The 12,398-nt window shown below is 70.6% G+C and carries 11 protein-coding genes and 1 pseudogene; 9 read left to right on the forward strand and 3 right to left on the reverse strand.

The window, feature by feature from the left end; translation table 11 throughout:
• The first annotated feature begins 126 nt into the window (after positions 1-126).
• The 5 genes and pseudogenes from BLV24_RS09360 to puuE all read left to right on the forward strand — a co-directional run.
• Complete coding sequence (locus BLV24_RS09360; protein WP_092680875.1) at positions 127-1,098, forward strand: NAD(P)H-dependent flavin oxidoreductase; 972 nt, start codon at positions 127-129, stop codon at positions 1,096-1,098.
• Between the two features lie 219 nt (positions 1,099-1,317).
• Entirely contained in the window at positions 1,318-1,848 is a 531-nt protein-coding gene (locus tag BLV24_RS09365; protein WP_092680876.1) for a peroxiredoxin-like family protein, read from the forward strand.
• Between the two features lie 103 nt (positions 1,849-1,951).
• Entirely contained in the window at positions 1,952-3,955 is a 2,004-nt protein-coding gene (locus tag BLV24_RS09370) for an ATP-binding protein (RefSeq protein WP_092680877.1), read from the forward strand.
• Between the two features lie 359 nt (positions 3,956-4,314).
• Positions 4,315-5,199, forward strand: a complete 885-nt coding sequence (locus BLV24_RS21535; RefSeq protein WP_143040274.1) for a DUF7946 domain-containing protein — start codon at positions 4,315-4,317, stop codon at positions 5,197-5,199.
• A 98-nt stretch (positions 5,200-5,297) separates the two neighbouring features.
• A pseudogene (puuE, locus tag BLV24_RS09375) lies at positions 5,298-6,203 on the forward strand (allantoinase PuuE); the annotation flags it as partial.
• 45 nt (positions 6,204-6,248) lie between these two features.
• On the opposite strand, the gene BLV24_RS09380 reads toward puuE, so the two are convergent.
• The 3 genes from BLV24_RS09380 to BLV24_RS09390 all read right to left on the reverse strand — a co-directional run bounded on the left by BLV24_RS09380 (position 6,249) and on the right by BLV24_RS09390 (position 8,936).
• Entirely contained in the window at positions 6,249-7,262 is a 1,014-nt protein-coding gene (locus tag BLV24_RS09380; protein WP_092680880.1) for a methyltransferase, read from the reverse strand.
• A 106-nt stretch (positions 7,263-7,368) separates the two neighbouring features.
• Positions 7,369-8,472, reverse strand: a complete 1,104-nt coding sequence (gene sigJ, locus BLV24_RS09385) for an RNA polymerase sigma factor SigJ (protein ID WP_092680881.1) — start codon at positions 8,470-8,472, stop codon at positions 7,369-7,371.
• A complete protein-coding gene (locus BLV24_RS09390; RefSeq protein ID WP_092680882.1) occupies positions 8,469-8,936 on the reverse strand; it encodes a carboxymuconolactone decarboxylase family protein in 468 nt (155 codons plus the stop codon). The genes sigJ and BLV24_RS09390 overlap by 4 nt, the downstream gene beginning before the upstream one ends.
• Before the next feature lie 347 nt (positions 8,937-9,283).
• Here BLV24_RS09390 and alc point away from each other — a divergent pair, with 347 nt between their 5' ends.
• The 4 genes from alc (at position 9,284) to BLV24_RS09410 (ending at position 12,365) form a co-directional block, all read left to right on the forward strand.
• Entirely contained in the window at positions 9,284-10,300 is a 1,017-nt protein-coding gene (gene alc / locus BLV24_RS09395) for an allantoicase (protein ID WP_092680884.1), read from the forward strand.
• The gene (locus tag BLV24_RS09400) at positions 10,297-10,761 is read left to right on the forward strand and encodes an ureidoglycolate lyase (RefSeq protein ID WP_092680885.1); all 465 of its coding nucleotides are present in this window, start codon (positions 10,297-10,299) and stop codon (positions 10,759-10,761) included. Before alc ends, BLV24_RS09400 begins: the two co-directional genes overlap by 4 nt.
• A gap of 100 nt (positions 10,762-10,861) precedes the next feature.
• Positions 10,862-11,311 carry a hypothetical protein gene (locus tag BLV24_RS09405; RefSeq protein WP_092680886.1) on the forward strand — a complete coding sequence of 150 codons (450 nt, stop codon included), beginning with the start codon at positions 10,862-10,864 and terminating at the stop codon, positions 11,309-11,311.
• Positions 11,312-11,405: 94 nt separating this feature from the next.
• Complete coding sequence (locus tag BLV24_RS09410; protein WP_092680887.1) at positions 11,406-12,365, forward strand: acetyl-CoA carboxylase carboxyltransferase subunit alpha; 960 nt, start codon at positions 11,406-11,408, stop codon at positions 12,363-12,365.
• The last annotated feature ends 33 nt before the right edge of the window (positions 12,366-12,398 follow it).

Consider the following 12,398-nt stretch of genomic DNA (forward strand, 5'->3'; position numbering starts at 1 on the left):
CCGCCGGCGCCGTCGCGCCCGCGCCGCGCGGGACCGGAGACGCGGGTCGAGAGGTATCCCGCCCGCAGGCTTGCCAAATGCTTCGGATCAGGCGCATGTTTTCGCCGACCTGATGGGAGCCCCGCCATGATCTCCACCCGCCTCACCGCGCAGTTCGGCCTGACCCATCCGGTGATCTCGGCGCCCATGGCGCTGGCCTCCGGCGGCCGGCTGGCCGCCGCGGTGAGTCGGGCCGGCGGCCTCGGCCTGATCGGCGGCGGCTATGGCGACGGCGCCTGGCTGGAGCGGGAATACGCCGAAGCCGGGAACGAGGGCGTCGGCGTCGGCTTCATCACCTGGTCGCTCGCCAACGCCCCCGAGCTGCTGGACGCCGCGCTGGCCCGCCGCCCGCGGGCGCTGTTCCTCTCTTTCGGCGATCCCGCGCCCTTCGCCCCCGCCATCCATGCCGCCGACACGCCCCTGATCTGCCAGGTCCAGACCCTCGACGACGCCCGCGCCGCGCTTGATGCGGGCGCCGCCGTGCTCGTAGCCCAGGGGACCGAGGCCGGCGGCCACGGCGCCCGCCGCGCCACCATGACCCTGGTTCCGGAGGTCGCCGACCTGCTCACCGCCCGCGCCCCCGACGTCCTGCTCTGCGCCGCGGGGGGGATCGCGGACGGGCGCGGGCTCGCCGCCGCGCTGGCGCTGGGGGCGGATGGCGCGGTGGTCGGCTCGCGCTTCTGGGCCTCCGAGGAATGCCTCGTCCATCCCGGCCTTCAGGCGGCGGCGGTGGCGGCGTCGGGCGACGACACGCTGCGCACCTCCGCCGTGGACATCGCGCGGGGCCGCGACTGGCCCGAGCGCTTCGACATAAGGGTGCTGCGCAACGGCTTCACCGACCGCTGGCACGCCGACCCCGAGGGCCTGCGCGCCGCGATCGGGACCGAGGGGCCACGCTGGGGCGACGCGGCGGCGGCGGGCGACGCCTCGGTCGCCAACCCCATCATCGGCGAGGCCGCCGGCCTGATGCGCGACATCCGTCCCGCCGCCGAACTGCTGGAGCGGATGACGGCGGAGGCCGAGGCGATCCTGACAGCCGGCGCCGCGCGGGTGACCTGAATAGGCGCGCTTCCGCCAGGCCCTGCGCCCTGCGCGCCGGGGTGGGCGGGCGGGAGGCTGCGCAGGGCGCAGGGCGACCCGCGAGCTCGGCGCGCCGTTCGGACATGCCCGCGAACGTGCCCGCGAACGTGATCGACAGAAACTTGACCAATCGCTCAAGTCGGCGCCTCCTGCGCGCAACCGGCCCGCAGCGGCCCGCCCCCTGAAGGAGACGCCTCCATGCCCCGCCTCGCCCCCGGCTCCGCCTTCCCTGACGTTTCGGTCCCCCGCCTGGGCGGCGGAACCCTGGCGCTCGGCCGTCCCGCCCCGGATTCGGGCCGCGACTGGGCCATGCTCGTGGTCTATCGCGGCAAGCACTGCCCGATCTGCGCGCGCTACCTGAAGACGCTGGAAACGCTGCTCCCCCGTCTGCACGGCCTCGGCGTCGACGTCGCCACCGTCTCCGCCGACCCGCTGGACAAGGCCGAGGCCTTCGCCGCCGACAACGCCCTCACCCTGCCCGTCGGCCACGACCTGAGCCCGGAGCAGATGGCCGCGCTCGGACTGTGGATCTCCGACCCGCGCTCCCCGCAGGAGACCGACCGCCCCTTCCCCGAACCCGCCGTCTTCGTGACCAACGCCGAGGGCCGCGTGCAGATCCTCGACATCTCCAACGCCCCCTTCGCGCGCCCGGACCTCGAATCCCTGACCAACGGCATCGCCTTCGTGCGCGAGAAGGGCTACCCGATCCGCGGAACCCACGCCGCCTGAGCCCCCCGCCCGGCCTTGCGCGTTCCGCCCCGGCCGGGCGATACCTGTCCACGTAGGCGCCCGCGAAGGCCGCCGCGACGGTGAAAAACCGGGGAGGACGGGCATGTTCGGAAAAATCCTGATCGCCAATCGCGGCGAGATCGCGGTCCGCGTGATCCGCACCGCGCGCCGCATGGGGGTCGCGACCGTCGCCGTCCATTCCGACGCCGACGCCGCCGCCCTGCATGTGGCGGAGGCCGACGAGGCCGTGCGCATCGGCCCGGCGGGCGTGTCCGAGAGCTACCTGCGCGGCGACCGGATCATCGCCGCCGCGCTGGCGACCGGCGCCCAGGCCATCCACCCCGGCTACGGCTTCCTCTCCGAGAACCCGGATTTCGCCGACGCGGTCGCCGCCGCCGGGCTGCGCTTCATCGGCCCGCCGGCCTCCGCGATCCGCGCCATGGGGCTGAAGGACGCCGCCAAGGCCCTGATGGAAAAGGCCGGCGTGCCCGTCGTGCCCGGCTATCACGGCGCCGAGCAGGACCCCGCCTTCCTCGCCGAACGGGCCGCCGAGATCGGCTATCCGGTGCTGATCAAGGCCCGCGCCGGCGGCGGCGGCAAGGGCATGCGCCGGGTCGACGAACCCGGCGGCTTCGCCGAGGCGCTGGATTCCGCCCGCCGCGAGGCCGCCTCGGCCTTCGGCGACGACGCGGTGTTGATCGAGAAATACGTGACCCGCCCGCGCCATGTCGAAGTGCAGGTCTTCGCCGACGACCACGGCGACGCGGTGCATCTGTTCGAGCGCGACTGCTCTCTCCAGCGCCGCCACCAGAAGGTGATCGAGGAGGCCCCCGCCCCCGGCATGTCCCCGGAAATGCGCACGGAAATCGGCGCCGCCGCGGTCCGCGCCGCCAAGGCCATCGGCTATTCCGGGGCGGGGACGGTGGAGTTCATCGCGGATGGGTCGGAGGGGCTGAGGGCGGATCGGGTGTGGTTCATGGAAATGAACACGCGCCTGCAGGTGGAGCATCCGGTGACCGAGGCGATCACCGGGACCGATCTTGTGGAATGGCAGCTCCGCGTGGCGGCCGGCGAGGCTCTGCCAGCGGCGCAGGAGGACCTGTCGATCCGCGGCGCGGCGATGGAGGCGCGGCTCTACGCCGAGGACCCGGCCCGCGGGTTCCTGCCCCAGATCGGACGGCTCGCGCATCTCGCCCTGCCCGACCGCGCGGCGCGGATCGACTCGGGCGTGCGGGCCGGCGACGCGATCACCCCGCACTATGACCCGATGATCGCCAAGATCATCGCCACCGGCGCGACGCGGGAGGAGGCGCGGACCCGGCTGCTCGCGGCGCTGCGGGCGTCCGAGATCGCCGGGCTGGTGACGAACCTGCCGTTCCTGCGCGCGCTCGTGGACCATCCGGCGTTCACGGCCGGCGAGATGGATACCGGGCTCGTGGACCGGGAGCTGGAGGCGCTGACGGCGCCTCCGCCGATGCCCGAGGCCGCGCCGGCGCTGGCCGCGGTGGCGGCGCTGGGGCTGGCCGGAACGGCGCCGGACGGCGCGGAACCCTTTGGAATGGCAGACGGATTCCGGCTCTGGGCGCCGGAGCGGCGACGGGTGGTGCTGGACGGGCCGGAGGGGCCGACGGAGGTGGTTCTGGAGATCCGGGGCCCCGGCCGCTTCGCCGTCATCGGGGCGGAGGGCGCGGTTCCGCTGAGCCTCGACCGTCCGGCGGAGGCGCTGCGCATGACCTGGGGCGAGGCCGCGCCGGCGCGCCCGGTGCGGCTGGTCCGGCATGACGGCAAGGCGACGGTGATCCTCGACGGCGCCGCCACGACCTGGACGCTTCCGGACCCGATCGCGGCGGCGGAGGCGGCGGCCTCGGGCGGGGGCGACGCGCTGTCGGCGCCGATGCCGGGGCTGATCAAACTGGTCTCGGCGGCGCCGGGCGACCGCGTGACCGAGGGCCAGACGCTGATCGTCATGGAGGCGATGAAGATGGAGCACCGCCTGACCGCCCCCCGCGACGGCGAGGTCCTGGACCTGCTCTGCGCCGAGGGGTCCCAGGTGGCCGAGGGCGCGGTTCTGCTGCGGCTGGCGGAGGTCGAGGCGGCGGCGGAGTGATTCTTCAGGAGACTGAGGGTCGTTCAGGTTCACGTTAACGCTTTCGGCGTTTCGGCGGGGGTGACACCCGTGCACCGTGCGTGCACCGGGCGTATGCCTAGTAAAATCGTCAGGATTGAGGGGCAAGATGGCTAATCAACCTAGCCTCTGCGAGAGTCAAACATCGGCTCAACGTAATTAGGAATGACAGACTTGGCCCTTCAGCAGCCAACCTTTAGCAGATAGTAGATATAAAGAGCGGCCAATCCCTCAGTATCTCTGGAAATTTGCCCGCCGCAATGGATAATTCATATCCCTTGCTCGCTAAAGCGTGAGCGCGCTATATTATAATAGCACAAATAGTGGAGGAGCGGAGTGCCTTGGCTGAGATAGAGAACATTTGGATTAGCTACGCCCTAAATTTCGATGGACGCGATGCGGACCGAAACATGCTTGAGGCTCACTCCGCAGGACAAAGCATTGAAGGCCTATCTTGGGCCATTGCGCTAGTATTAAACTATGGCATCACAGGGAGAACTCGATACTCGCGAGACCTGAGCAAATCGGCAAAGATTTTCATTTCGCCGCCACGCCGAGGCAGCGTCCTGTATGATCTAAACATCCTCGTTCAGCAGAACCCCTTCCTAGCTTTAGTTGTCGGAGGAATTGCAGTAAATGTCGTAACACCCTACATCAGCGGCCTGATTAGCTACCTCTTTAACCAAGTAGTAGGACTAGGTGACAATCCCTCAGATGAATTAGGCACTTTTCTTGAAAAGCTCAATCGAAACGATCTCAATACAATCACTCAGCGAATCGAGCCCCCCCTTACTCGAGCCCACGCAGCGATCGGACGAACAGCAGAGACGATTACGTTAAGAACGGGCGCACGCGAAATCTTCTGCTTTGACTCAAACACCAAGGAAAATCTGAAATCCAGGCCGACTGGCGACTTCGACACGATCGACAGCAATATTACATCTTTTAATTTATTAACAAGAAACGGGCGACTATTCAGCAATGAAATAGACGCCACGATCCCCTTCAGTCTTCGTGATTTCACACAGCACGACACCACAACTGCCTTGATTTTAAGCATGGAGCAATACTCAATCGGTCGAAACGGACATATTCGCATAACTGGTGAAAGAGTAGAGACTCAAGCAGGAAGATTAGTGAAGTATATTGTAGGATCCGCCAGTCAGATTCCGCCCGCTGATTGGATCGATGGCGTCGACCCATTGAGGCAGAGACGGCCGAGCTAGTGATACCGCTTCAAAGGCACCGCATTTACAACTAATGCCCTTCCCTCCCCCCCCCCCCCGGCGCCATTATCCCCCGGACACCACCCCGGAGGCCCCCCATGCTCGACCCCGACTACCCGCGCGACCTGATCGGCTACGGCGCCAACCCGCCCGACCCCGAATGGCCGAAGGGCGCGAAACTGGCGCTCAACTTCGTGATCAATTACGAAGAGGGCTCCGAATACTCGCTGCTGCATGGGGATGACCAGTCGGAGGCGTTCCTCTCGGAAGTCACCCAGGCGACGAACTGGCCCGGCCAGCGGCACTGGAACATGGAGAGCATGTACGAATACGGCTCACGCGCCGGGTTCTGGCGGCTGCACCGGATTTTCACCCAGCGAGACCTTCCCGTCACCGTCTACGGCGTGGCCATGGCGCTGGCGCGCAACCCCGAGGCGGTGGCCGGGATGAAGGCGGCGGGGTGGGAGATCGCCTCGCACGGGCTGCGCTGGATCGAATACAAGGATTTCACGGTGGAGGCGGAGCGGGCGCATCTCCACCAGGCGATCGCGATGCATACCGAGGCGACTGGGGAGCGGCCGCTGGGATGGTATACGGGACGATGCTCGGTCAACACGGTGGATATCGTGGCGGCGGAGGGGGGGTTCGAGTACGCGGCGGACAGTTACGCGGACGACCTGCCCTACTGGCATCACGCGCCGACGGGGCCTCAGCTGATCCTGCCCTACACTCTGGATGCGAACGACGCGCGGTTCATCTCCTCGCAGGGCTGGGGCGGGCCGCGGGATTTCCACGAATACCTGTCCAACTCGGTGGAGGTGCTGCTGGAGGAGGGGCGCGACGGGGCGCCCAAGATGATGACCGTGGGGCTGCATTGCCGGCTGGTCGGGCGGCCCGGGCGGGCGGCGGCGCTGAAGCGGTTTCTCGATGAGGTGGCGGGGCGCCCGGAGATCTGGGTGACCACGCGGCTGGAGATCGCGCGGCACTGGAAGGCGAGGTTCCCGGCGCCGGCGGCGTGAGGGGAGGGGCGCGGGGCCCCTCCGCCCCGGTCAGCCGGGCTTGCGGCCCATGGCGAGCATGGTGAGGCCGGGGATCATCGGGCCGACGGTCACGTCCTCGAACCCGGCCTTGCCCAGCGCCTCGGCCAGCCAGGCGTCGTCGAGCGAGCGCGCGGTGGGCGTGAAGGCGGTGTGCTGGAGCTGCCAGAGCGCGGCGAGCTTGGGGCCGGTGCGGTCGGACTCGACCACGAAATCATGGATCATGATGCGGCCGCCCGGGTTCAGCGCGGTCATGGCGTCGGCGATCAGGCCCTCATGCGCGTCTCCGGGGACGCCGGAGAACAGGTAGGACATCAGCACCGCGTCCTGCCCGCCGGGCCAGCCGAGCTCCAGCGCGTCGCCGTCGTCATAGGCGATGCGGTCGGACAGGCCGGCCTCGGCGACGTATTTGCGGCCGAGGCTGGCGACGTTGGGGAAGTCGACGATGGTCGCCGTCAGCTCCGGATTGGCGCTGCAGAGGGTGATCGAGAACGCCCCGGTGCCGCCGCCCACGTCCAGCAGCTTGCGGGCCTCGGAGAGGTCCACCAGCTTGGCGAGGCCGCGGGCCGGGCCGAGGGAGCCGGCGTGCTGGCTCTCGGAATAGAGGCGGGCTTCCTCGGGGTCGGAGAACCACTCGGCGTAGGAGCCGGTGTCGGCGTCGGACAGCTTGTTGGCCAGCGCCGGCTCGATCTGGTCGAGCAGCCGGTACATCTGGCGATCCACCTGCAGGCGCAGATAGTCGCCGAAGTCGTATTTGGCGCCCTGCACCAGGAAGGCTTCGGAGGCGGGGGCGTTGGCGAACTTGCCGTCCTCGACCGACACCAGCCCCAGCGAAGCGACGGCGGTGAGCAGGGTGCGGGCGCGCTCCACCGGCAGATCGGACCTGGCGGCGACCTCCTCGGCGCAGAGCGGACCGTCCCCGAGATGGGTGAACACCCCGTAATGGAGCGCGGCGAACAGCGCCTTGGAGCCCATGAAGCCGAAGGCGATATCCGAAATCTCCTCGGCCGAGGTCAGCAGGGTCATCGCGCGCGTCTCCGTGTTGTTTCGAATGCGACAAGCCTAGCCTGTTTGCGACGCGGGAAACCACCCCGCAGCGCAACATGGACAAAATTCATGCATGAACGGGCGCTCAGGACGGGGGAGCGGGCGCGTTTTCGGGCAGGTAGGCGCGCAGATGCGCCAATTTATGCGGATTGCGGGTCATGTAGACCGCGACCACCCGGCCGGCGGCGATCTCGACGGACAGGGTCTGAAGGGCGCCGTCGGCCCCGAGACTCAGCAGGCCGGGCAGACCGTTGAGCGTCAGGCGGCGGGCGAGGACCGGGGCGGCGTCGGTGTAGAGCCGGCTGCGCTTGGCGGCGATGCCGGCGAAGAAACGGGCGACGCGGTCGCGGCCCAGGATCGGGTTCAGCGCCGCGCGCGCCCGCCCGCCGCCATCCGAAACCAGCGCCGCCCCTTCGGCCAGCAGCGCGGCCAGCGCGCCGGCATCGCCGCTGCGCGCCGCGGCGAAGAAGGCGTCGGCGATGCGCGCGGCCTCGGGGTCGGAGGGCGCGGCGGCGCGGGGAACGGAGGGGGCGGCGTCCGCCAGCCGGGCGCGGGCGCGGGCGGCGAGCTGCCGGCAGCCGGCCTCGGTCCGGCCCAGGGTGGCGGCGATGTCGGCGAAGCGGGCGCCGAACACGTCATGCAGCAGGAAGGCGGCGCGCTCGGCCGGGCCGAGCCGGTCCAGCGCCAGCATCAGGGCGAGCGACACCGCCTCGGCCCGCTCCAGCGCCACGTCGGGGCCGGGGGCGGGGTCGGGCGGCTCCTCGCGAAAGGCGCCGCGCGGCAGGTGGGGCGGCATGTGGGGCGGAAGGTCGGTCGGCAGGTCGGGCGGCAGGTCGGGCGCCGCATCCGGCAGCGGATCGGGCAGCCAGGACCCGACATAGAGCGCCCGCGCCCGCCGCGCCGCCCGCAGCCGGTCGAGGCAGAGCCGCGTCGCCGCGGTGGCGAGCCATGCGCCGGGGCGCGCGACCCCGGCGCGATCGGCGGCGAGCCAGCGCAGGAAGGCGTCCTGCACCACATCCTCGGCCTCGGCCACCGAGCCGAGCATCCGGTAGGCGAGGCCGAAGAGCCGCCGTCGGTAGGCCTCGAAGATCTCCGCCGCATCGGGCCCCGCATCGGGAACAGGACCGCGTGCGAGGTCGGGGGAGGGGTCGGGGGAGGGGGGCGTCCCCCTCCCCCGCGCGCCGCTCATGCCCGGGCCGGAACAGCGCCCGCCCGCGCCGGATGCGGCACGGCGAAGCCGACGCTGAGCCGGTTCCAGAGGTTGATCGCCCCGATCAGGAAGGTCAGTTCAGCCAGCGCGCGGTCATCGAAAGCGGCGCGCGCCGGGGCGAAGGCGGCGTCGGGCGCGCCCTTTTCGGCGAGGCGGGTGAGCTGCTCGGTCCAGGCCAGCGCCGCGCGCTCCTGCTCCGAGAACAGGGGCGACTCGCGCCAGGCGGCGAGCACGTGCAGGCGGGTCGGATCCTCGCCCGCCGCCAGCGCCTCGCGGGTATGCATCTCCAGGCAATAGGCGCAGCCGTTGATCTGGGAGGCGCGGATCTTGACCAGTTCGCGCAGGGCGGGCGCGAGGCTGGCGGCGGCGAGCGCGCGTTCCAGCCCGATCATGGCCTTGAGCGGGTCAGGGGCGGCGGCGGCGTAGTCGAGACGGGCGTGCATGGCGGAGGTCCTTCTGCCGGGGAGTGTCGAAGCGAAGACGTTCCCGGGCAAGCGAACGTGACGGGTCGGCGCGGAAAAATTTTGGAAACCCGGCGGGGCGCCCCCGGCGACCGCCTTCGTCATGCGGAAGGCGCAGGCCCGGCGGGCGCGACGCGGGCGGGGCGGCGGGGGGGCGCTGAACGGCTGTTCCCGCCGCGACAGGGACGGCCGCGGCCCGCCGCCCCGGCCCTTCCATCAGGCGGCGCCTTTCGCCGCCCCTCGACGGCGCCGCGAGACTTGCGCGGCGCCGCAACCGCGTCCAAGAGGTAAGGGATCCCGAACATCCGCCGCCCCAGACCGGAGAATCCATGGCCCAGGACGTCATCGCCCCGCTTCCCGAGCTCCCCGAATGGGCGGCCACGCATATCAACCTGGCCTCCCCGCGCCTGGGCGCCGAGGCGGCGGCCTGCACCGACGATTTCTTCGCGCCGATGGACCGGATGCTCCAGGACGCGCCGCCGATCTGGCGCCCGGAGGAATTCGACGACAACGGCAAGTGGATGGACGGGTGGGAAAGCCGGCGGCGGCGCGACTCGGGCCATGACTGGTGCGTGCTGAAGCTGGGCGGCAAGGGGTCGATCCACGGGGTCGACATCGACACCTCGTTCTTCACCGGCAACTACCCCCGCGCCGCCTCGGTCTGGGCCGTGTATTCGGAGGCGCCGCCGACCGAAAGCTCCGCGTGGACGGAGATCATCCCCTCCACCACGCTGGGCCCGAACGCGCATCACTTCGTGGAGACCCGCAATCCGGGCCTCTACAACTGGGTGCGGTTGAACATTTTCCCCGATGGCGGCGTGGCCCGGCTGCGGGTCTACGGCAACCCGGCGCCGTCCTGGGAGGGGTCGGACCGCGAAGGGATCGTGGAGCTGTCGGCCCTGCGCAACGGCGGCCGCGTGCTGGGCTGGAACGACGCGCATTACGGCGACGTGTGGGCGGTGCTGTCCGAGGGCCGGGGCCGCAACCAGGCCGATGGCTGGGAGACGCGGCGCCGGCGCGAGCCGGGCTATGACTGGCTGATCGTGCAGCTGGGCGCGCCCGGGATCGTCGAGCGGATCGAGGTCGACACCGCCAATTTCAAGGGCAATTACCCGGACCGCTGCTCGATCCAGGCGGCGGATGTGGGCTGGGGGACGGATCAGAGCGTCGTCACCCAGTCGATGTTCTGGCCCCGGCTGATGCAGGAGCGAAAGCTCGGCCCCGACAAGATCCATGTCTTCGGCAAGGAGCATCTGGAGACGCTGGCCCCGGTCACGCATATCAAGCTGAACATCCACCCCGATGGCGGCATCTCGCGCATCCGGGTGTTCGGGCGGCGCACGTGAGGACGCTGGTCCCGACGCCGCTGACGGCGGAGGGCTTCGCGCCCTTCGGGTCGGTGATCGAGGCGGACCCCGCCTCGGCGGTCGGGATCAATGCGGGCTTCACCACGCGGTTTCACGGGCTGGCGGAAATCGACGTGGAGGGGGCGGCCCCGATCCTGTCGATCTTCCGCGGGCGGCCGCGGCCGCTGGTCATCGACATGCTGGAGCGGCATCCGCAGGGGAGCCAGGCGTTCTTCCCGCTCGGCGGACATCCCTGGCTGGTGGTCTGCGCCGAGGCGCCGGGGGAGGCGTTGCACGCCTTTCTGTGCCGCGGCGACCAGGGCGCGCAGATCGGGCGCGGGATCTGGCATTTCCCGCTGCTGACCCTGGCGAGCCAGGATTTCCTGGTGGCGGACCGCGCGGCGCCGGAGGCGAATGTGGAGATCGCGGCGCTGTCGGACCCGGCCGAGCTGGTGATCTGAGCCGTCTTTTTCGGGCACGCCCGCGGTTCGGCCGCGTCTCCGCCTGAATTCCGCCGGCCGGGCGTGGAAGTCCTTGAGCATTCAAGCCAAGGAGATCGACATGACCCGCCGCGCCCGCCCCCTGCCGACCGTCGCCGCTTTCGCGGTCCTCGTCGCGCTGGCGTCGCCCGGCGTCGGGGCGGCCCAGACGCGGGAACCGGCGCCGGGACCGCTGGACGCCGCCGCCGCCGCGCTGTCCGCGCCCGCCCCGGCCTCCGTTTCGGCCCCCGTTGGAACCCCCGTCGCAACCCCCGGCGCGACGCAGCCGCCGGGCGCCGACGAGATCACCTTCCGCAAACTGCCCTACGGGACCACGCAGCGGTTCAACGCCCGCAACGCCGCCTCGCCGGTGGATGCGACGCCGGAGATCCGGGCGTTGCAGGACCCGGACGCCGAGGGCCGCTACCAGCAGCAGGTCGAACGCGCCCGCGCTCTGAAGGCGCTGCGCGAGGCGGGAAGCTCCAGCCTGTCGCACCTGCCCGACATGACCTCGGGCGCGCCGCGGAACTGAGGCGCGGATGCGGGCGGCGGGGCGCCCGCCCTTGCCTCCCGACCCCTTCCCGCCCTACATGCCCCCGGACCAAAGCCCGGGAGCGCGCCCCCCCATGCAGACCTATCTCGACTTTGAAAAATCCCTCGCCGAGATCGAAGGCAAGGCCGAAGAGCTTCGCGCCATGGCGCGCCACGACCCCGAGATGGACGTGGCGAACGAGGCGAAGGCGCTCGACAGCCGTGCCAAGACCATGCTGTCGGATCTCTACAAGGGGCTGACGCCGTGGCGGAAATGCCAGGTGGCGCGGCACCCGCAGCGGCCCCATGCGCTGGACTATATCGGGGCGCTGTTCACCGAATACACGCCGCTGGCCGGCGATCGCGGCTTCGCCGAGGATCGCGCCGTGGTGGGGGGCCTCGCCCGGTTCGAGGATCGCCCCGTGGTGGTCTTCGGCCATGAGAAGGGTCACGACACCCAGTCCCGCCTGGACCGCAATTTCGGCATGGCCCGGCCCGAGGGCTACCGCAAGGCGATCCGGCTGATGCGGCTGGCGGACCGGTTCGGGCTGCCGGTGATCACGCTGGTCGACACCGCCGGCGCCTATCCGGGCAAGGGCGCGGAGGAGCGCGGGCAGGCCGAGGCCATCGCGCGCGCCACCGAGACCGGGCTGGAGATCACCGCGCCGTCGATCTCGGTCATCATCGGCGAGGGCGGCTCCGGCGGCGCCGTGGCCTTCGCCACCGCGGACCGCGTGGCGATGCTGGAGCATTCGGTCTACTCGGTGATTTCGCCGGAGGGCTGCGCCTCGATCCTGTGGAAGAACGCCGAGAAGATGCGCGAGGCCGCGGAGGCCCTGCGGCTGACCGCGCAGGACCTGCACAAGCTGGGCGTGATCGACCGCATCATCCCCGAGCCGGTCGGCGGCGCCCAGCGCGACCGCGGGCTGGCGCTGGCGCGGGTCGGGCAGGCCATCGGCGACATGCTGGGCGAGCTCGACGCGATGACCCCGGATGAGCGGCGCGCGGCCCGGCGGCGCAAGTTCCTGGAGATCGGGTCGCGCGGCCTGGCCTGAGCGGGTCGGCCCCATCCCGGCCGGACGGGGCGC

The sequence above is a fragment of the Albimonas donghaensis genome, from assembly GCF_900106695.1.
GTDB lineage: Bacteria > Pseudomonadota > Alphaproteobacteria > Rhodobacterales > Rhodobacteraceae > Albimonas > Albimonas donghaensis.

Bases quoted from the DNA above. Each gene is read 5' to 3' on its own strand.
- BLV24_RS09360 (WP_092680875.1), top strand. From the start codon at position 127: ATGATCTCCACCCGCCTCACCGCGCAGTTCGGCCTGACCCATCCGGTG.
- BLV24_RS09365 (WP_092680876.1), top strand. From the start codon at position 1,318: ATGCCCCGCCTCGCCCCCGGCTCCGCCTTCCCTGACGTTTCGGTCCCC.
- BLV24_RS09370 (WP_092680877.1), top strand. From the start codon at position 1,952: ATGTTCGGAAAAATCCTGATCGCCAATCGCGGCGAGATCGCGGTCCGC.
- BLV24_RS09380 (WP_092680880.1), bottom strand. From the start codon at position 7,262: ATGACCCTGCTGACCTCGGCCGAGGAGATTTCGGATATCGCCTTCGGC.
- sigJ (WP_092680881.1), bottom strand. From the start codon at position 8,472: ATGAGCGGCGCGCGGGGGAGGGGGACGCCCCCCTCCCCCGACCCCTCC.
- BLV24_RS09390 (WP_092680882.1), bottom strand. From the start codon at position 8,936: ATGCACGCCCGTCTCGACTACGCCGCCGCCGCCCCTGACCCGCTCAAG.
- alc (WP_092680884.1), top strand. From the start codon at position 9,284: ATGGCCCAGGACGTCATCGCCCCGCTTCCCGAGCTCCCCGAATGGGCG.
- BLV24_RS09405 (WP_092680886.1), top strand. From the start codon at position 10,862: ATGACCCGCCGCGCCCGCCCCCTGCCGACCGTCGCCGCTTTCGCGGTC.
- BLV24_RS09410 (WP_092680887.1), top strand. From the start codon at position 11,406: ATGCAGACCTATCTCGACTTTGAAAAATCCCTCGCCGAGATCGAAGGC.